Origin of the sequence: Salmonella bongori NCTC 12419, assembly GCF_000252995.1 — a bacterium.
Classification (GTDB): domain Bacteria; phylum Pseudomonadota; class Gammaproteobacteria; order Enterobacterales; family Enterobacteriaceae; genus Salmonella; species Salmonella bongori.
The window spans coordinates 124020-143736 of record NC_015761.1; the positions used below are offsets into that span (position 1 = coordinate 124020).

The 19717-nt window shown below is 54.3% G+C and carries 15 protein-coding genes; all 15 read left to right on the forward strand.

What is annotated here, in order from left to right:
- Window positions 1–5: 5 nt before the first annotated feature.
- The gene (gene ftsI / locus SBG_RS00555; RefSeq protein ID WP_000642239.1) at window positions 6–1772 is read left to right on the forward strand and encodes a peptidoglycan glycosyltransferase FtsI; all 1767 of its coding nucleotides are present in this window, start codon (window positions 6–8) and stop codon (window positions 1770–1772) included.
- The gene (murE, locus tag SBG_RS00560; RefSeq protein ID WP_000775078.1) at window positions 1759–3246 is read left to right on the forward strand and encodes a UDP-N-acetylmuramoyl-L-alanyl-D-glutamate--2,6-diaminopimelate ligase; all 1488 of its coding nucleotides are present in this window, start codon (window positions 1759–1761) and stop codon (window positions 3244–3246) included. Before ftsI ends, murE begins: the two co-directional genes overlap by 14 nt.
- The gene (murF, locus tag SBG_RS00565; protein ID WP_000626647.1) at window positions 3243–4601 is read left to right on the forward strand and encodes a UDP-N-acetylmuramoyl-tripeptide--D-alanyl-D-alanine ligase; all 1359 of its coding nucleotides are present in this window, start codon (window positions 3243–3245) and stop codon (window positions 4599–4601) included. The genes murE and murF overlap by 4 nt, the downstream gene beginning before the upstream one ends.
- Window positions 4595–5677, forward strand: coding sequence for a phospho-N-acetylmuramoyl-pentapeptide-transferase (mraY, locus tag SBG_RS00570; protein ID WP_000964139.1), 1083 nt, complete (start codon window positions 4595–4597; stop codon window positions 5675–5677). The genes murF and mraY overlap by 7 nt, the downstream gene beginning before the upstream one ends.
- A gap of 2 nt (window positions 5678–5679) precedes the next feature.
- Window positions 5680–6996: a UDP-N-acetylmuramoyl-L-alanine--D-glutamate ligase gene (gene murD / locus SBG_RS00575; RefSeq protein WP_000796436.1), complete on the forward strand. Its 1317-nt coding sequence runs from the start codon at window positions 5680–5682 to the stop codon at window positions 6994–6996.
- Complete coding sequence (gene ftsW, locus SBG_RS00580) at window positions 6996–8240, forward strand: cell division protein FtsW (protein ID WP_001239800.1); 1245 nt, start codon at window positions 6996–6998, stop codon at window positions 8238–8240. Before murD ends, ftsW begins: the two co-directional genes overlap by 1 nt.
- Window positions 8237–9304, forward strand: a complete 1068-nt coding sequence (gene murG, locus SBG_RS00585) for an undecaprenyldiphospho-muramoylpentapeptide beta-N-acetylglucosaminyltransferase (protein ID WP_000016609.1) — start codon at window positions 8237–8239, stop codon at window positions 9302–9304. The genes ftsW and murG overlap by 4 nt, the downstream gene beginning before the upstream one ends.
- 118 nt (window positions 9305–9422) lie before the next feature.
- Window positions 9423–10898 (forward strand): UDP-N-acetylmuramate--L-alanine ligase, encoded by a 1476-nt coding sequence (gene murC, locus SBG_RS00590; protein WP_001096065.1) that lies wholly within the window; start codon window positions 9423–9425, stop codon window positions 10896–10898.
- Window positions 10891–11811: a D-alanine--D-alanine ligase gene (locus SBG_RS00595; protein ID WP_000763902.1), complete on the forward strand. Its 921-nt coding sequence runs from the start codon at window positions 10891–10893 to the stop codon at window positions 11809–11811. The genes murC and SBG_RS00595 overlap by 8 nt, the downstream gene beginning before the upstream one ends.
- 1 nt (window position 11812) lies before the next feature.
- Complete coding sequence (gene ftsQ, locus SBG_RS00600; RefSeq protein ID WP_000075728.1) at window positions 11813–12643, forward strand: cell division protein FtsQ; 831 nt, start codon at window positions 11813–11815, stop codon at window positions 12641–12643.
- Entirely contained in the window at window positions 12640–13902 is a 1263-nt protein-coding gene (gene ftsA / locus SBG_RS00605) for a cell division protein FtsA (protein ID WP_000588463.1), read from the forward strand. The genes ftsQ and ftsA overlap by 4 nt, the downstream gene beginning before the upstream one ends.
- Before the next feature lie 61 nt (window positions 13903–13963).
- Complete coding sequence (ftsZ, locus tag SBG_RS00610; protein ID WP_000462789.1) at window positions 13964–15115, forward strand: cell division protein FtsZ; 1152 nt, start codon at window positions 13964–13966, stop codon at window positions 15113–15115.
- Between the two features lie 100 nt (window positions 15116–15215).
- Window positions 15216–16133 carry a UDP-3-O-acyl-N-acetylglucosamine deacetylase gene (lpxC, locus tag SBG_RS00615; protein WP_000595471.1) on the forward strand — a complete coding sequence of 306 codons (918 nt, stop codon included), beginning with the start codon at window positions 15216–15218 and terminating at the stop codon, window positions 16131–16133.
- A gap of 277 nt (window positions 16134–16410) precedes the next feature.
- Entirely contained in the window at window positions 16411–16917 is a 507-nt protein-coding gene (secM, locus tag SBG_RS00620) for a secA translation cis-regulator SecM (RefSeq protein WP_000014340.1), read from the forward strand.
- Window positions 16918–16977: 60 nt separating this feature from the next.
- Entirely contained in the window at window positions 16978–19683 is a 2706-nt protein-coding gene (secA, locus tag SBG_RS00625; protein ID WP_000905761.1) for a preprotein translocase subunit SecA, read from the forward strand.
- Window positions 19684–19717: the final 34 nt, after the last annotated feature.

Below are 19717 nucleotides of genomic sequence, written 5' to 3' on the forward strand. Positions count from 1 at the left end.
GACGCATGAAAGCAGCGGCAAAAACGCAAAGACCGAAACGCCAGGAAGAACAGACCAACTTCATCAGTTGGCGTTTTGCGTTGCTGTGCGGCTGTATTTTACTGGCGCTGGTTTTTTTACTCGGGCGTGCGGCATGGCTACAGATTATCGCCCCGGATATGCTCGTGCGTCAGGGCGATATGCGTTCACTGCGTGTTCAGGAAGTCTCCACTTCCCGCGGTATGATTACCGATCGTTCCGGTCGTCCGCTGGCGGTCAGCGTACCGGTTAAGGCGATCTGGGCCGATCCAAAAGAAGTGCATGACGCAGGCGGCATCAGCGTCGGCGATCGGTGGAAAGCGCTTTCCACTGCGCTCAATATTCCGCTCGATCAGCTCTCCGCCCGTATCAACGCCAACCCGAAAGGACGTTTTATTTATCTGGCGCGCCAGGTCAATCCTGATATGGCGGACTACATCAAAAAGTTGAAACTGCCGGGGATCCATTTGCGTGAAGAATCACGCCGCTACTACCCGTCAGGAGAAGTAACCGCTCACCTCATCGGTTTTACCAACGTCGACAGTCAGGGGATTGAGGGCGTTGAAAAAAGTTTCGATAAATGGCTGACCGGTCAGCCGGGCGAACGTATCGTGCGTAAAGACCGCTATGGCCGGGTGATCGAAGACATTTCTTCTACCGACAGCCAGGCGGCGCACAACCTGGCGTTGAGCATAGATGAACGCCTGCAGGCATTGGTTTACCGCGAGCTGAATAACGCGGTAGCGTTTAACAAGGCGGAATCCGGCAGCGCGGTGCTGGTCGATGTGAATACCGGTGAAGTGCTGGCGATGGCCAACAGCCCCTCCTATAACCCAAACAATCTTGCCGGCACACCGAAAGACGCCATGCGTAACCGCACCATCACTGACGTGTTTGAACCGGGTTCCACGGTTAAGCCGATGGTGGTGATGACTGCGCTTCAGCGTGGCATCGTCAACGAAAATACCGTGTTGAATACCGTTCCTTACCGAATTAACGGCCACGAAATCAAAGACGTGGCGCGCTACAGCGAATTAACCCTGACCGGGGTTTTGCAGAAGTCGAGTAACGTCGGCGTATCTAAACTGGCGTTAGCGATGCCGTCCTCAGCGTTAGTAGATACTTACTCACGTTTTGGGCTTGGAAAGGCGACCAATTTGGGGTTGGTCGGAGAACGCAGTGGCTTATATCCTCAAAAACAACGGTGGTCTGACATAGAGAGGGCCACCTTCTCTTTTGGCTACGGGCTAATGGTAACACCATTACAGTTAGCGCGAGTCTATGCAACGATCGGCAGCTATGGCATTTATCGTCCGTTGTCGATTACCAAAGTTGATCCTCCTGTCCCTGGAGAGCGCATTTTCCCTGAAGCCACCGTGCGTACCGTGGTTCACATGATGGAAAGCGTGGCGCTACCCGGTGGTGGTGGTGTGAAAGCGGCAATTAAAGGCTACCGTATCGCGATTAAAACCGGTACGGCGAAAAAAGTGGGGCCGGACGGGCGCTACATCAACAAATACATTGCTTATACCGCGGGCGTCGCGCCTGCGAGTCATCCGCGCTTCGCGCTGGTTGTTGTGATCAACGATCCGCAGGCGGGTAAATACTACGGTGGCGCCGTTTCCGCGCCGGTCTTTGGTGCCATCATGGGCGGCGTGCTGCGCACCATGAACATCGAACCGGACGCGTTAGCAACGGGCGAAAAAAATGAATTCGTAATTAATCAAGGCGAGGGAACAGGTGGCAGATCGTAATTTGCGCGACCTTCTTGCTCCGTGGGTGGCTGGGCTACCTGCGCGAGAACTGCGAGAGATGACGCTCGACAGCCGTGTGGCTGCGGCGGGCGATCTCTTTGTGGCAGTGGTGGGTCATCAGGCGGACGGGCGTCGATATATCCCGCAGGCGATAGCGCAAGGCGTAGCTGCCATTATTGCAGAGGCGAAAGACGAGGCGACCGACGGCGAAATTCGTGAAATACACGGCGTACCGGTCGTCTACCTTAGCCAGCTCAACGAGCGTTTATCGGCGCTGGCGGGCCGCTTTTACCACGAGCCATCTGAAAACATGCGTCTGGTGGCGGTAACCGGCACCAACGGCAAGACCACCACCACCCAACTGCTGGCGCAGTGGAGCCAGTTGCTCGGCGAAACCAGCGCGGTGATGGGAACGGTAGGCAACGGACTGTTGGGTAAAGTGATCCCGACGGAGAACACGACCGGTTCCGCTGTGGATGTTCAGCATGTGCTGGCCAGTCTGGTTGCGCAGGGCGCGACCTTCGGCGCGATGGAAGTCTCTTCTCATGGTCTGGTTCAGCATCGTGTGGCGGCGCTGAAATTTGCCGCCTCCGTGTTTACTAATTTGAGTCGCGATCATCTGGACTATCACGGTGATATGCAGCATTACGAAGCCGCGAAATGGATGCTTTATTCAACCCATCGCTACGGTCAGGCGATTGTCAATGCTGATGATGAGGTTGGACGCCGCTGGCTGGCGTCGTTACCCGATGCGGTCGCAGTATCGATGGAAGGGCATATCAATCCTAACTGTCACGGTCGTTGGCTGAAGACGGTGGCGGTGAATTACCACGATAGTGGGGCAACGATTCGTTTTGCTTCAAGCTGGGGGGAAGGCGAAATCGAAAGCCGCCTGATGGGCGCGTTTAACGTCAGCAATTTACTGCTGGCATTGGCGACGCTGCTGGCGCTGGGCTATCCGTTAACGGATTTGCTGAAAACCGCCGCGCGTTTACAGCCAGTTTGCGGGCGGATGGAAGTCTTTAGCGCGCCGGGCAAAGCCACTGTCGTTGTCGATTACGCGCACACGCCTGATGCGCTGGAAAAAGCGTTGCAGGCGGCGCGTCTGCACTGCGCCGGAAAATTGTGGTGCGTCTTTGGTTGCGGCGGAGATCGTGATAAAGGTAAGCGCCCACTTATGGGTGCCATTGCCGAAGAATTTGCGGATATCGTCGTGGTGACTGACGATAACCCGCGTACCGAGGAGCCGCGCGCCATTATCAACGATATTCTGGCCGGAATGCTGGACGCCGGGCAGGTCAGGGTAATGGAAGGCCGTGCCGAGGCGGTGACTAACGCCATTATGCAGGCAAAAGATAATGACGTCGTGCTGATTGCAGGTAAAGGGCACGAGGATTACCAGATTGTTGGCACGCAACGTCTTGATTATTCAGACCGCGTGACCGCAGCGCGTTTGCTGGGGGTGATCGCATGATTAGCGTAACGCTCAGCAAAATTGCCGATGTCCTTGGCGCCGAACACCGCGGGGCGGATCTCACGCTCAATACGGTCATTACCGACACACGGAAAGTGACGCCGGGTTGCCTGTTCGTGGCGCTGAAAGGGGAACGTTTCGACGCGCATGATTTTGCCGATAAAGCAAAAGCGAACGGCGCTGGCGCACTGCTGGTCAGCCGTCCGCTGGATATCGATCTTCCGCAGGTAATAGTAAAAGATACGCGTCAGGCATTTGGCCAACTGGCCGCCTGGGTGCGTATGCAGGTACCGGCGCGGGTGGTGGCGTTAACCGGTTCGTCCGGCAAAACCTCGGTCAAAGAGATGACCGCCGCGATTCTTAGCCAGTGCGGAAATACTCTGTATACCGCAGGCAATTTTAACAACGACATCGGCGTGCCGATAACGCTGCTGCGCTTAAACCATGATTATGACTATGCCGTGATTGAGTTGGGCGCTAATCACCAGGGGGAAATCGCCTGGACCGTTAGCCTGACGCGCCCGGAGGCGGCGCTGGTCAATAACCTGGCGGCGGCGCACCTGGAAGGCTTCGGCTCGTTGGCCGGCGTGGCGAAAGCGAAAGGCGAAATCTATACCGGTTTGCCTGAGAACGGTATTGCGATTATGAATGCCGATAATAACGACTGGCTGAACTGGCAACGCATTATTGGCGATCGCCAGGTGTGGCGCTTCTCGCCGAATACGGCAGACAGCGACTTTACTGCCGCAAATATCCACGTGACGTCCCACGGTACGGAATTTACCCTGCAAACGCCGCAGGGCAGCATTGATGTGTTGCTGCCATTGCCGGGGCGGCACAATATTGCCAACGCGCTGGCGGCATCGGCCTTATCAATGGCGGTAGGCGCAACGCTTACCGCCATTAAAGCCGGGCTGGCGACATTAAAAGCTGTACCGGGGCGTCTGTTCCCGATTCCGTTAAGTGAAAACCAGCTGGTGCTGGATGACACTTATAACGCTAACGTTGGTTCGATGACCGCTGCAGTGCAAGTCCTCTCTGAAATGCCGGGCTACCGCGTGTTGGTGGCGGGCGATATGGCTGAGCTGGGCGCAGAAAGCGAAACATGCCACATCCAGGTTGGTGAAGCCGCAAAGGCGGCAGGTATCGATCGAGTGCTAAGTAGCGGAAAACTGAGTGAGGCTATCAGTCATACCAGCGGCGTCGGTGAGCATTTTGCCGATAAAGCTGCTCTGATCGCGCGTTTACGTGCTCTGATTCAGCAACACCCGATGATAACAATTTTAGTGAAAGGATCACGCAGCGCCGCGATGGAAGACGTGGTTCATGCGTTACAGGAGAAAGCTTCATGTTAGTTTGGCTGGCCGAGCATTTGGTCAAATATTATTCCGGCTTTAACGTCTTTTCTTATCTGACGTTTCGCGCCATTGTCAGCCTGCTGACCGCGCTGTTCATCTCTTTATGGATGGGCCCGCGAATGATCGCTCGTCTGCAAAAACTCTCCTTTGGCCAGGTTGTGCGTAACGATGGCCCGGAATCGCACTTTAGTAAACGCGGTACGCCGACGATGGGTGGCATCATGATCCTGACGGCGATTGTCATTTCCGTTCTGCTATGGGCTTATCCGTCTAACCCATACGTCTGGTGCGTACTGGTGGTGCTCATTGGCTACGGCATTATTGGTTTTGTCGATGACTACCGCAAAGTGGTGCGTAAAGATACCAAGGGGCTGATTGCGCGCTGGAAATATTTCTGGATGTCGGTCATTGCGCTCGGCGTGGCCTTTGCGCTTTATCTCGTCGGGAAAGACACACCTGCGACCCAATTGGTGGTTCCGTTCTTTAAAGACGTTATGCCGCAATTGGGGCTGTTTTACGTTCTGCTGTCCTACTTTGTCATCGTCGGTACCGGCAACGCCGTCAACCTGACCGATGGACTCGATGGCCTGGCGATTATGCCGACCGTCTTTGTTGCCGCAGGCTTTGCACTGGTAGCCTGGGCGACCGGGAACATGAATTTCGCCAATTACTTGCATATTCCGTACTTACGTCATGCGGGCGAGCTGGTGATTGTCTGCACAGCGATTGTCGGCGCAGGATTAGGATTCTTGTGGTTTAACACCTATCCGGCGCAGGTTTTTATGGGGGATGTGGGATCGCTGGCGTTGGGCGGCGCGTTGGGCATTATTGCCGTACTGTTGCGTCAGGAGTTTTTGCTGGTGATTATGGGCGGCGTTTTTGTGGTGGAAACTCTGTCAGTCATCCTGCAGGTGGGCTCCTTCAAACTACGCGGACAGCGTATTTTCCGTATGGCGCCTATCCATCACCACTATGAACTGAAGGGCTGGCCGGAACCGCGTGTCATTGTGCGCTTCTGGATTATTTCGCTGATGCTGGTGCTGATTGGCCTGGCAACGCTGAAGGTACGTTAATCATGGCTGATTATCAGGACAAAAACGTCGTCATTATCGGTCTGGGCTTGACCGGACTTTCCTGCGTGGACTTTTTCCTGGCCCGCGGCATCACACCGCGCGTGATGGATACCCGTGTGACGCCGCCAGGTCTGGATAAGCTGCCGCAAGAAATCGAGCGTCACCTTGGCGGTCTGAACGACGAGTGGCTATTGGCGGCGGATTTGATCGTCGCCAGCCCTGGCATCGCGTTAGCTCATCCCTCGCTTAGCGCTGCTGCCAGCGCAGGGGTCGAAATCATCGGCGATATCGAACTGTTTTGCCGCGAGGCGCAAGCGCCAATTGTGGCCATCACCGGCTCGAACGGTAAAAGCACTGTAACCACATTAGTAGGCGAGATGGCGAAAGCGGCAGGCGTCAATGTCGGTGTTGGCGGCAATATCGGTCTTCCGGCGCTGATGCTGCTGGATGCCGATCGCGAATTGTACGTGCTGGAATTGTCCAGTTTCCAGCTGGAAACCACGTCAAGTTTGCAAGCGGTGGCGGCAACGGTGCTCAACGTCACTGAAGATCATATGGATAGGTACCCGTTTGGTCTGCAACAGTACCGGGCAGCGAAACTACGCGTCTACGAGAAGGCGAAAGTGTGTGTGGTAAATGCTGATGACGCGTTAACCATGCCGGTACGCGGCGCTGATGAACGCTGTGTCAGTTTTGGCGTCAATATGGGTGATTATCACCTTAATCGTCAGCAGGGCGAAACCTGGCTGCGGGTTAAAGGCGAGAAAGTGCTGAATGTGAAAGAGATGAAGCTTTCTGGTCAGCATAATTACACCAATGCGTTAGCAGCACTGGCTCTGGCGGATGCTGCTGGCCTGCCGCGGGCCACCAGCCTGAAGGCATTAACCACATTTACGGGCCTGGCGCACCGCTTCCAGTTAGCGCTGGAACATAACGGCGTACGCTGGATCAACGACTCGAAAGCCACCAACGTGGGTAGTACCGAAGCGGCGCTGAACGGCCTGCACGTGGATGGTACGCTGCATCTGCTGCTGGGTGGCGACGGTAAGTCGGCAGACTTTTCTTCGCTGGCGCGCTATTTGACTGGCGACCAGATTCGCCTGTATTGCTTTGGGCGTGATGGCGCGCAGCTTGCCGCGCTGCGTCCGGAAATTGCCCAACAGACTGAAACAATGGAAGAGGCAATGCGCTTACTGGCGCCGCGCGTTCAGCCTGGCGACATGGTATTGCTGTCGCCTGCTTGCGCCAGCCTCGATCAGTTTAAAAGTTTTGAGCAACGGGGCGATGTCTTTACCCGTCTGGCGAAGGAGTTGGGTTAATGCGTTTATCTCTCCCCCGTCTGAGAATGCCGCGCGTACCAGGCTTTGGTCTCCTGGCCTGGCTGTTCGCGGCGCTTAAAGGCTGGGTGATGGCTTCGCGTGATAAAGACGCCGACAGCCTGATCATGTATGACCGCACGCTGCTATGGCTGACCTTCGGCCTGGCGGCGATTGGTTTTGTCATGGTGACGTCGGCCTCTATGCCCGTCGGACAGCGTCTGGCGAACGATCCTTTTTTGTTTGCCAAACGTGATGCGCTCTATATCTTTCTGGCATTTTGTCTGGCGATGGTCACACTACGTTTGCCAATGGCTTTCTGGCAAAAATACAGTACGACGATGCTGATTGCGTCGATCATCATGTTGCTTATCGTGCTGGTCGTCGGGAGTTCAGTCAACGGAGCATCGCGCTGGATTGCGCTGGGGCCATTGCGTATTCAGCCTGCGGAATTTACCAAGCTGTCTCTGTTCTGCTACCTCGCGAACTATCTGGTGCGTAAGGTCGATGAGGTGCGAAACAACCTGCGCGGCTTCTTAAAACCCATGGGCGTGATTCTGGTGCTGGCGGTTTTACTCCTGGCGCAGCCTGACCTCGGTACGGTCGTCGTCCTGTTCGTGACCACGCTGGCGATGCTGTTTCTCGCCGGCGCGAAGCTATGGCAATTTATTGCCATTATCGGTATGGGGATCTCGGCGGTGATTCTGCTCATTCTCGCCGAACCGTATCGTATTCGCCGCGTGACCTCGTTCTGGAACCCCTGGGAAGATCCATTTGGGAGCGGTTATCAGCTCACCCAGTCACTGATGGCTTTTGGTCGCGGTGAGATCTGGGGGCAGGGGTTGGGCAATTCGGTGCAAAAACTGGAATATTTGCCCGAGGCGCATACTGACTTCATCTTCGCCATTATTGGCGAGGAACTGGGTTATATCGGTGTGGTATTAGCACTTTTAATGGTATTCTTCGTCGCTTTTCGCGCGATGTCGATTGGTCGTAAGGCGCTGGAGATTGACCACCGTTTTTCCGGTTTTTTAGCCTGCTCTATCGGTATCTGGTTTAGCTTCCAGGCGTTGGTAAACGTTGGTGCGGCAGCGGGGATGTTGCCAACCAAAGGTTTGACGCTGCCGCTGATCAGCTATGGTGGGTCGAGCCTGTTGATTATGTCGACGGCCATTATGTTTTTATTACGTATTGATTATGAAACGCGCCTGGAAAAAGCGCAGGCGTTTACACGAGGTTCTCGATGAGTGGTCAACCGAAGCGGTTAATGGTGATGGCGGGCGGTACCGGCGGACATGTGTTTCCGGGACTGGCCGTTGCGCATCATTTAATGGCCCAGGGCTGGCAGGTTCGCTGGCTGGGCACCGCCGATCGTATGGAAGCGGATTTAGTGCCGAAGCATGGCATCGACATCGACTTTATTCGAATCTCGGGCCTGCGCGGTAAAGGGATGAAAGCGCTACTGGCGGCGCCGCTGCGTATTTTTAACGCCTGGCGTCAGGCGCGGGCAATCATGAAACGGTTTAAACCGGATGTTGTGCTGGGAATGGGCGGCTATGTTTCCGGCCCTGGCGGGCTTGCCGCCTGGTCATTAGGTATCCCGGTTGTCCTGCATGAGCAAAACGGTATCGCCGGGCTAACCAATCAGTGGCTGGCTAAAATTGCGACCTCGGTTATGCAGGCGTTTCCCGGTGCGTTTCCGAACGCGGACGTGGTCGGTAACCCGGTGCGTACCGACGTACTGGCGTTACCGTTGCCGCACATGCGTCTGGCGAGGCGCGACGGCCCGATTCGCGTACTGGTGGTCGGCGGTTCTCAGGGGGCGCGAGTCCTGAACCAGACATTGCCGCAGGTTGCCGCCAGACTGGGCGATGCAGTTACAATTTGGCACCAAAGCGGAAAAGGTGCGCAGCACACGGTAGAGCAGGCGTATGCCGGGGCGGGGCAACCGCAGCATAAGGTAACGGAATTTATTGATGATATGGCAGAAGCCTATGCATGGGCAGATGTCGTGGTATGTCGTTCCGGCGCCCTGACGGTGAGCGAGATCGCCGCCGCCGGATTGCCTGCGATATTCGTGCCGTTTCAGCATAAAGACAGGCAGCAGTACTGGAATGCGCTGCCGCTGGAAAACGCCGGCGCAGCTAAGATTTTTGAGCAGCCGCAGTTTACTGTAGAGGCAGTCGCCGACACGCTGGCGGGGTGGTCGCGAGACACTCTGTTAACCATGGCAGAGCGAGCCCGCGCGGTATCCATTCCGGATGCTACCGAGCGTGTTGCCAATGAAGTCAGCCGGGTTGCCCGGACGTAATTTGTGGCGGTGCTTTTTGCATCGCAGGGTTTTTCTACCCTCAATAATTTGGGTTGCAGGAAAGCCAATGCATCTGCAATTTGAAGTATGACGGGTACTGGAGTTAATGGCGTAAAGAATGAATACACAACAACTGGCAAAACTGCGTTCCATCGTGCCCGAAATGCGTCGCGTTCGGCACATTCACTTTGTCGGCATCGGTGGTGCCGGTATGGGCGGTATTGCCGAAGTTCTGGCTAATGAAGGCTATCAGATCAGTGGTTCCGACTTAGCGCCGAATCCGGTGACCCAGCAGTTAACGAGCCTGGGGGCGACGATTTTCTTTAACCATCGCCCGGAAAATGTGCGCGATGCCAGCGTGGTGGTGGTTTCCAGCGCGATCTCTGCGGATAACCCGGAGATTGTGGCGGCGCATGAAGCGCGTATTCCGGTCATTCGCCGCGCGGAAATGCTGGCGGAGCTGATGCGCTTTCGTCATGGCATCGCCATTGCCGGGACTCATGGAAAAACCACGACCACCGCGATGGTATCCAGTATTTATGCTGAGGCGGGGTTGGACCCGACTTTCGTGAATGGCGGACTGGTAAAAGCCGCAGGCGTTCATGCGCGTCTGGGCCATAGCCGTTACCTGATTGCCGAGGCGGATGAGAGCGATGCGTCGTTTCTGCACCTGCAGCCGATGGTCGCGATTGTCACCAATATCGAAGCTGACCATATGGATACCTATCATGGCGACTTTGAAAATTTAAAGCAGACGTTTATTAACTTTCTGCACAATCTGCCCTTTTATGGCCGCGCAGTAATGTGTGTTGACGATCCGGTCATCCGTGAGCTGTTGCCGCGTGTGGGGCGTCAGACGACGACCTACGGTTTTAGTGATGATGCCGACGTGCGGGTAGAAGATTATCAGCAGGCGGGGCCACAGGGACACTTTACGCTGTTGCGCCAGGGGATGCCGGATCTGCGCGTGACATTGAACGCGCCGGGTCGTCACAATGCCCTGAACGCCGCGGCAGCGGTCGCAGTGGCGACGGAAGAAGGTATTGAAGATGATGCTATCCTGCGCGCGCTGGAAAGCTTCCAGGGCACCGGGCGTCGCTTTGATTTCCTCGGCGAGTTTCCGCTTGAACCGGTAAACGGTAAAGCCGGTACGGCGATGTTGGTGGATGACTATGGCCATCATCCAACGGAAGTGGATGCGACGATTAAAGCCGCGCGGGCGGGATGGCCGGAAAAAAATCTGGTGATGCTGTTTCAGCCGCACCGTTTCACGCGTACGCGCGATCTCTATGATGATTTCGCCAATGTGTTGACGCAGGTAGATGCGCTGCTCATGCTGGACGTTTATCCGGCAGGCGAAACACCGATTCCGGGGGCAGATAGCCGCTCGTTATGCCGTACGATTCGCAATCGGGGAAAAATTGACCCGATTCTGGTTTCCGATCCGGCTCAGGTTGCGACAATGTTAGCGCCGGTGCTTACGGGCAACGACTTGATATTGGTGCAAGGCGCAGGAAATGTTGGCAAAATTGCGCGTTACTTATCTGAAATCAAGCTAAAGCCGCAAATTCAGGAGGAAGAGCAACATGGCTGATAAAATTGCAGTCCTGTTGGGCGGAACCTCTGCGGAGCGGGATGTCTCGCTGAACTCCGGTGCGGCAGTTCTTGCCGGGTTACGTGAAGGCGGCATTGATGCGTATCCCATCGATCCGAAAGAGATCGATGTCACGCAGCTTAAGGCAATGGGTTTTCAGAAAGTCTTTATCGCGTTGCATGGCCGCGGCGGTGAAGATGGAACCTTACAGGGAATGCTTGAGCAGCTTGGTCTGCCCTATACCGGTAGCGGCGTAATGGCCTCGGCGCTTTCAATGGATAAACTGCGCAGTAAACTGCTGTGGCAGGGCGCAGGCTTACCGGTCGCGCCGTGGGTCGCGCTGACACGCGCCGGGTTTGAAAACGGGCTTAGTGATGATGAAAAAGCGCGAATCTCGGCGCTGGGCTTACCGTTGATTGTCAAACCCAGCCGCGAGGGTTCCAGTGTCGGCATGACCAAAGTGGTAGAAGAAAATGCTTTACAGAGTGCGTTATCATTGGCTTTTCAGCATGATGACGAAATACTGATTGAAAAATGGCTGTGCGGCCCTGAATTAACAGTGGCGATACTGGGGGAAGAAATTTTACCGTCAATTCGTATCCAACCCGCAGGAACCTTCTATGATTATGAGGCGAAGTATCTCTCTGATGAGACACAGTATTTCTGCCCTGCCGGTTTAGAAGCGTCCCGTGAAGCCGCATTACAGTCGCTCGTCCTGCATGCATGGAAAGCATTAGGCTGTACGGGATGGGGGCGCATTGATGTCATGCTGGACAGTGATGGTCAGTTTTATCTGCTGGAAGCCAATACCTCTCCGGGTATGACCAGTCATAGCCTGGTGCCGATGGCGGCGCGTCAGGCGGGAATGAGCTTCTCGCAGTTAGTGGTACGAATTCTGGAGTTGGCGGACTGATATGTCGCAGGCTGCGCTGAACACGCGAAACAGTGACGAAGAGACGCCTTCTTCACGCCGCAATAATGGAACGCGTCTTGCAGGTATTTTATTCCTGCTGACGGTGCTATGCACCGTGTTTGTGAGCGGGTGGGTCGTGTTAGGGTGGATGGAAGATGCGCAGCGTTTACCGTTATCAAAATTGGTATTAACCGGCGAGCGTCACTACACGCGTAACGATGATATCCGCCAGGCGATACTGGCACTGGGCGCGCCCGGCACTTTCATGACTCAGGATGTGAACATTATTCAGAGTCAGATTGAACGTTTGCCATGGATTAAACAGGCCAGCGTCAGAAAACAGTGGCCAGATGAATTGAAGATTCATCTGGTTGAATATGTGCCGATAGCGCGTTGGAATGACCAGCATATGGTGGATGCCGAAGGCAATACCTTCAGCGTACCGTCAGATCGTATCGGTAAACAGGTTTTACCCATGTTGTACGGCCCGGAAGGCAGCGCGAGTGAAGTGTTGCAGGGATACCGCGAGATGGGGCAGGTGCTGGCTAAGGATAAATTCACTCTGAAGGAAGCGGCGATGACCGCACGTCGCTCCTGGCAGTTGACGCTTAATAATGGCATTAAGCTCAATCTCGGTAGGGGCGATACGATGAAAAGGTTGGCTCGCTTTGTAGAACTCTATCCGGTTTTACAGCAGCAGGCGCAAACCGATGGCAAACGGATTAGCTACGTTGATTTGCGTTATGACTCAGGGGCGGCTGTCGGCTGGGCGCCGCTTCCTCCTGAGGAATCTAATCAGCAACAGAATCAGGCACAGGCAGAACAACAATGATCAAGGCGACGGACAGAAAACTGGTAGTAGGACTGGAGATTGGCACCGCGAAGGTTGCCGCTTTAGTAGGGGAAGTTCTGCCCGACGGTATGGTCAATATCATTGGCGTGGGCAGTTGCCCATCGCGGGGTATGGATAAAGGCGGGGTGAATGACCTCGAGTCAGTGGTGAAATGCGTTCAGCGCGCCATTGATCAGGCGGAATTGATGGCGGATTGCCAGATCTCCTCGGTGTATCTGGCGCTTTCTGGAAAGCATATTAGCTGTCAGAATGAGATAGGCATGGTGCCTATTTCTGAAGAAGAAGTGACACAGGAAGATGTGGAAAACGTTGTGCATACTGCGAAGTCAGTGCGCGTGCGCGACGAGCATCGCGTGCTGCACGTAATTCCTCAGGAGTACGCTATTGACTACCAGGAAGGCATTAAAAATCCGGTAGGTCTCTCCGGCGTGCGAATGCAGGCGAAAGTGCATTTGATTACCTGTCACAACGATATGGCAAAAAACATTGTCAAAGCGGTTGAACGTTGTGGCCTGAAAGTTGACCAACTGATATTTGCCGGACTGGCGGCCAGCTATTCCGTATTGACGGAAGATGAACGTGAACTGGGCGTCTGTGTCGTGGATATCGGCGGTGGTACAATGGATATTGCCGTTTATACTGGCGGTGCGTTGCGTCATACCAAAGTGATCCCGTATGCGGGGAATGTGGTGACCAGCGATATCGCTTATGCCTTTGGTACGCCGCCGAGCGATGCCGAAGCGATTAAAGTTCGCCATGGTTGCGCGCTGGGCTCGATCGTTGGTAAAGACGAGAGCGTTGAAGTACCGAGCGTCGGCGGACGTCCGCCGCGCAGTCTGCAACGCCAGACGCTGGCGGAAGTGATTGAACCGCGGTATACCGAGTTGCTCAATCTGGTCAACGAAGAGATATTGCAATTACAGGAACAGCTTCGTCAGCAGGGTGTGAAACATCACCTGGCGGCGGGAATTGTATTAACCGGCGGCGCAGCGCAAATCGAGGGGCTTGCAGCTTGTGCTCAGCGCGTGTTCCATACGCAAGTCCGTATTGGCGCGCCGCTGAATATTACCGGTCTGACGGATTATGCCCAGGAGCCGTATTATTCAACGGCGGTGGGGCTGCTTCACTACGGGAAAGAGTCCCATTTAAACGGTGAAGCCGAAGTGGAAAAACGTGTTACGGCATCAGTTGGCTCGTGGATCAAGCGTCTTAATAGCTGGCTGCGAAAAGAGTTTTAATTTTTTATGAGGCCGACAGATATTACGGTCTCAGGCGACAGGCACATGACGGAGAGAGATTATGTTTGAACCTATGGAACTAACCAACGACGCGGTGATTAAAGTCATCGGCGTCGGTGGTGGCGGCGGTAACGCCGTTGAACACATGGTGCGCGAACGCATCGAAGGTGTTGAATTCTTCGCGGTGAATACCGACGCTCAGGCGTTGCGTAAAACAGCGGTTGGACAGACCATTCAGATTGGTAGCGGTATTACCAAAGGCCTCGGCGCTGGCGCGAACCCGGAAGTTGGCCGCAATGCGGCGGACGAAGACCGTGAAGCGCTGCGTGCGGCGCTTGAAGGCGCAGACATGGTATTTATCGCGGCAGGTATGGGCGGTGGTACCGGAACTGGTGCGGCGCCGGTGGTTGCTGAAGTCGCTAAAGATTTAGGTATTCTGACCGTGGCCGTGGTGACTAAGCCTTTCAACTTCGAAGGCAAAAAGCGCATGGCATTTGCGGAGCAGGGAATTACCGAGCTGTCCAAGCATGTGGACTCGCTGATCACCATTCCGAACGACAAGCTACTGAAAGTACTGGGTCGTGGGATCTCTCTGCTCGACGCCTTTGGCGCGGCGAACGACGTACTGAAAGGCGCGGTACAGGGTATCGCTGAACTGATCACCCGACCTGGCTTGATGAACGTTGACTTTGCTGACGTGCGTACCGTGATGTCTGAAATGGGCTACGCGATGATGGGATCTGGCGTGGCGAGCGGAGAAGACCGTGCGGAAGAAGCGGCTGAGATGGCTATTTCTTCTCCGCTGCTGGAAGATATCGATCTGTCCGGCGCGCGCGGCGTGCTTGTCAACATTACGGCGGGCTTCGACCTGCGTCTGGATGAGTTTGAAACCGTCGGCAACACTATCCGCGCCTTTGCGTCGGATAACGCCACCGTGGTTATCGGTACCTCTCTGGACCCGGATATGAACGACGAACTGCGCGTGACTGTAGTGGCGACCGGTATTGGTATGGATAAACGCCCAGAAATCACCCTGGTGACCAACAAACAGGTTCAGCAGCCGGTGATGGATCGCTACCAGCAGCACGGTATGGCGCCGCTGACGCAGGAACAAAAAACGGTCGCGAAAGTGGTTAACGACAATACGCCACAGGCGGCAAAAGAGCCGGATTATCTGGATATCCCCGCATTCCTGCGTAAGCAAGCTGATTAAGAATTAGCTGGAATTTGGGATTCTGGGCTCTTTGTGCTAAACTGGCCCGCCGAATGTATAGTACACTTCGGTTGGATAGGTAATTTGGCGAGATTATACGATGATCAAACAAAGGACACTTAAACGTATCGTTCAGGCGACTGGCGTCGGTTTACATACCGGCAAAAAAGTCACCCTGACATTACGCCCTGCGCCGGCCAACACCGGGGTCATCTATCGTCGCACCGACTTGAATCCACCGGTAGATTTCCCGGCCGATGCCAAATCTGTGCGTGATACCATGCTCTGTACGTGTCTGGTGAATGAGCATGATGTACGGATTTCAACCGTTGAGCACCTGAATGCTGCTCTGGCGGGGTTAGGTATCGATAACATCGTTATTGAAGTCGATGCTCCGGAAATCCCGATCATGGATGGCAGTGCCGCTCCGTTCGTCTACCTGCTGCTTGATGCCGGTATTGATGAACTGAACTGCGCCAAAAAATTCGTACGCATCAAAGAGACCGTTCGGGTTGAAGATGGCGATAAATGGGCTGAATTCAGACCGTACAATGGTTTTACGTTGGATTTCACCATCGACTTTAACCATCCGGCGATCGATTCCAGCAGCCAGCGCTATGCGATGAACTTCTCTGCGGATGCGTTCATGCGCCAGATCAGCCGTGCGCGTACCTTCGGTTTCATGCGTGATATCGAATATCTGCAGTCCCGCGGCCTGTGCCTGGGCGGCAGCTTCGATTGTGCCATCGTTGTTGACGATTATCGCGTATTGAACGAAGACGGCCTGCGTTTTGAAGACGAGTTCGTTCGTCATAAAATGCTCGACGCGATCGGCGACTTGTTCATGTGTGGTCACAATATTATTGGTGCGTTTACCGCGTATAAATCCGGTCACGCATTGAATAATAAATTGTTGCAGGCGGTCCTTGCAAAACAGGAAGCCTGGGAATTTGTGACCTTTCAGGACGACGCAGAACTGCCGTTGGCTTTCAAAGCGCCTTCGACGGTACTGGCATAACGACATACACTGTCGTATAAATTCGACTGGTAAACCTGGCACTCTCTCCGGCCAGGCGAGCCAGTCGTTTTTTTTACTATCCTTTATCTGCGCTTCTCTTAATACGGTCGTTTTGGCAGGGTTAACTCGAAATACGGCGCGTTCGCTGTTTTCTTAACCAATTTTCACTGTAGCTACGCGTCATTACTGCTGTTGCGTGTACGCTTTAATGATAAGATTTGTGCGCAAAATATTTTGATTTCGTAAGCCCATGAGGGGCATATCAGGTGGCAATGACGTGAGCGGAATACTGACGCGCTGGCGACAGTTAGGCAGACGATACTTCTGGCCGCATCTCTTATTAGGGATGGTCGCGGCGAGTTTAGGTTTGCCCGCGCTCAGTAACGCAGCCGAAACCAATGCGCCCGCAAGGACGACAGCCAGTAACCACAGCGCTGCGACTAAAGTTAACTTTAGTCACCTTGCCTTGTTAGAAGCCTCTAACCGTCGCCCCAATTTCACTGTAGATTACTGGCATCAGCATGCCATTCGTACGGTGATTCGCCATCTTTCTTTTGCCATGGCGCCGCAAACGCTGCCTGTTGCCGAGGCACCGTCGCCATTACAGGCGCATCATATCGCCTTACTGCATACGCTCAGCGCGATGCTTACGCAGGAAGGCACTCCCCCGGCGATTGTTCGTCAGGTCTCATGGACGTATTTCGCCCCGCAAACCGTATTTAGCACCCCGGCCTGGATAAGCCAGGCGCAGGGTATCCGCGCCGGTCCTCAACGTCTTAGCTAACGAAAAAAGACCCTTTAACTTTATTGTAGCTCCGCGGCGCGGGGCATTTGAGATTTTATTATGCTAATCAAACTATTAACGAAAGTATTCGGTAGCCGTAACGATCGTACTCTGCGTCGTATGCGTAAGGCCGTCAGCCTGATTAATGCGATGGAACCGGAGATGGAAAAGCTCTCCGATGACGAACTGAAAGCGAAAACCAACGAATTCCGTGCGCGTATCGAAAAAGGCGAAAGTGTTGAGAGCCTCATTCCGGAAGCGTTCGCGGTAGTACGTGAAGCCAGTAAACGCGTTTTTGGGATGCGTCACTTCGACGTTCAGCTATTGGGCGGTATGGTACTCAATGATCGCTGCATCGCGGAAATGCGTACCGGTGAAGGTAAAACCCTGACCGCAACGCTGCCCGCTTATCTGAATGCGCTATCCGGTAAGGGAGTTCACGTGGTAACTGTGAACGACTATCTGGCCCAACGTGACGCCGAAAATAACCGTCCGCTGTTCGAATTCCTCGGCATGTCCGTTGGTATCAACCTCCCCGGTATGCCGGCGCCAGCCAAGCGTGAAGCGTATGCCGCCGACATCACTTACGGTACCAACAACGAATACGGTTTTGACTACCTGCGCGACAACATGGCGTTCAGTCCGGAAGAGCGCGTACAGCGTAAGCTGCATTATGCGCTGGTGGATGAGGTCGACTCCATCCTGATCGATGAAGCGCGTACGCCGCTGATTATTTCCGGCCCGGCGGAAGATAGCTCGGAAATGTACAAAAAAGTGAACAAAATCATTCCGCACCTGGTTCGCCAGGAGAAAGAAGATTCTGACACGTTCCAGGGCGAAGGCCACTTCTCCGTTGATGAGAAATCGCGCCAGGTAAACCTTACCGAACGCGGTCTGGTGTTGATTGAAGAGCTATTGGTGAAAGAAGGCATTATGGATGAGGGGGAGTCACTCTACTCTCCGGGTAATATTATGCTGATGCACCATGTTACCGCCGCGCTACGTGCGCACGCGCTGTTTACCCGCGACGTGGATTACATTGTGAAAGACGGCGAAGTCATTATTGTTGATGAACACACGGGCCGTACCATGCAGGGGCGTCGCTGGTCTGATGGTCTGCACCAGGCGGTAGAAGCGAAAGAAGGCGTAGAAATTCAGAATGAAAACCAGACGCTGGCGTCTATCACCTTCCAGAACTACTTCCGTTTGTATGAAAAGCTGGCTGGTATGACCGGTACGGCAGATACTGAAGCCTTCGAATTTAGCTCTATTTATAAGCTGGATACCGTTGTTGTTCCGACCAACCGTCCGATGATACGTAAAGATTTGCCGGATCTGGTCTATATGACTGAAGCGGAAAAAATCCAGGCCATTATCGAGGATATCAAAGAGCGCACCGCGAAAGGTCAGCCAGTGCTGGTCGGTACCATCTCTATCGAAAAGTCTGAAGTCGTTTCCAGAGAACTGACTAAAGCGGGCATCAAACATAATGTATTGAACGCCAAATTCCACGCCAACGAAGCGGGTATTGTGGCACAGGCTGGTTATCCTGCGGCGGTCACTATTGCCACTAACATGGCGGGTCGTGGTACCGATATTATGCTGGGCGGTAGTTGGCAGGCGGAAGTTGCCGCGCTGGAAAATCCGACGGCAGAACAGATTGCGCAGATTAAAGCTGACTGGCAGGTACGTCACGATGCGGTGCTGGCTGCAGGTGGTCTGCATATCATTGGTACCGAACGCCATGAATCTCGCCGTATCGACAACCAGTTGCGCGGTCGTTCTGGTCGTCAGGGCGATCCGGGTTCTTCCCGTTTTTACCTGTCAATGGAAGATGCGCTGATGCGTATTTTTGCCTCCGACCGGGTTTCTGGCATGATGCGTAAGCTGGGGATGAAGCCTGGCGAAGCGATTGAACACCCGTGGGTCACTAAAGCGATTGCTAACGCGCAGCGTAAAGTGGAAAGCCGTAACTTCGATATTCGTAAGCAGTTGCTGGAATACGATGACGTCGCCAACGATCAGCGCCGCGCAATTTACACCCAGCGTAATGAGTTGCTGGATGTGTCTGACGTTAGCGATACCATCAACAGTATTCGCGAAGATGTCTTTAAGGCGACGATTGACGCCTACATTCCGCCGCAGTCGCTGGAAGAGATGTGGGATATTCCGGGGTTGCAGGAGCGTCTGAAAAACGACTTCGATCTGGAAATGCCGATTGCCGAATGGCTGGATAAAGAGCCGGAACTGCACGAAGAGACGCTGCGTGAACGTATTCTGGCGCAGGCCATTGAGGTCTATCAACGTAAAGAAGAAGTGGTTGGCGCTGAAATGATGCGTCACTTCGAGAAAGGTGTAATGCTGCAAACCCTTGACTCTCTGTGGAAAGAGCATCTGGCGGCGATGGATTATCTGCGTCAGGGTATTCACCTGCGCGGTTACGCGCAAAAAGATCCGAAGCAGGAGTACAAACGTGAATCCTTCGCCATGTTCGCCGCCATGCTGGAGTCGCTGAAATATGAAGTGATCAGTACCCTGAGCAAAGTTCAGGTCCGTATGCCGGAAGAAGTTGAAGCGATGGAGATGCAGCGTCGTGAAGAGGCGGAGCGTCTGGCGCAGATGCAGCAGTTAAGCCATCAGGATGATGATGCCGCGGCGGCGGCCGAGCTTGCGGCGCAAACGGGCGAACGTAAGGTTGGACGTAATGATCCCTGTCCTTGCGGTTCCGGTAAGAAATACAAACAGTGCCACGGTCGCCTGAACTAACGTTGGCCTGGCATTAAGCACAGATAAAAAGGCG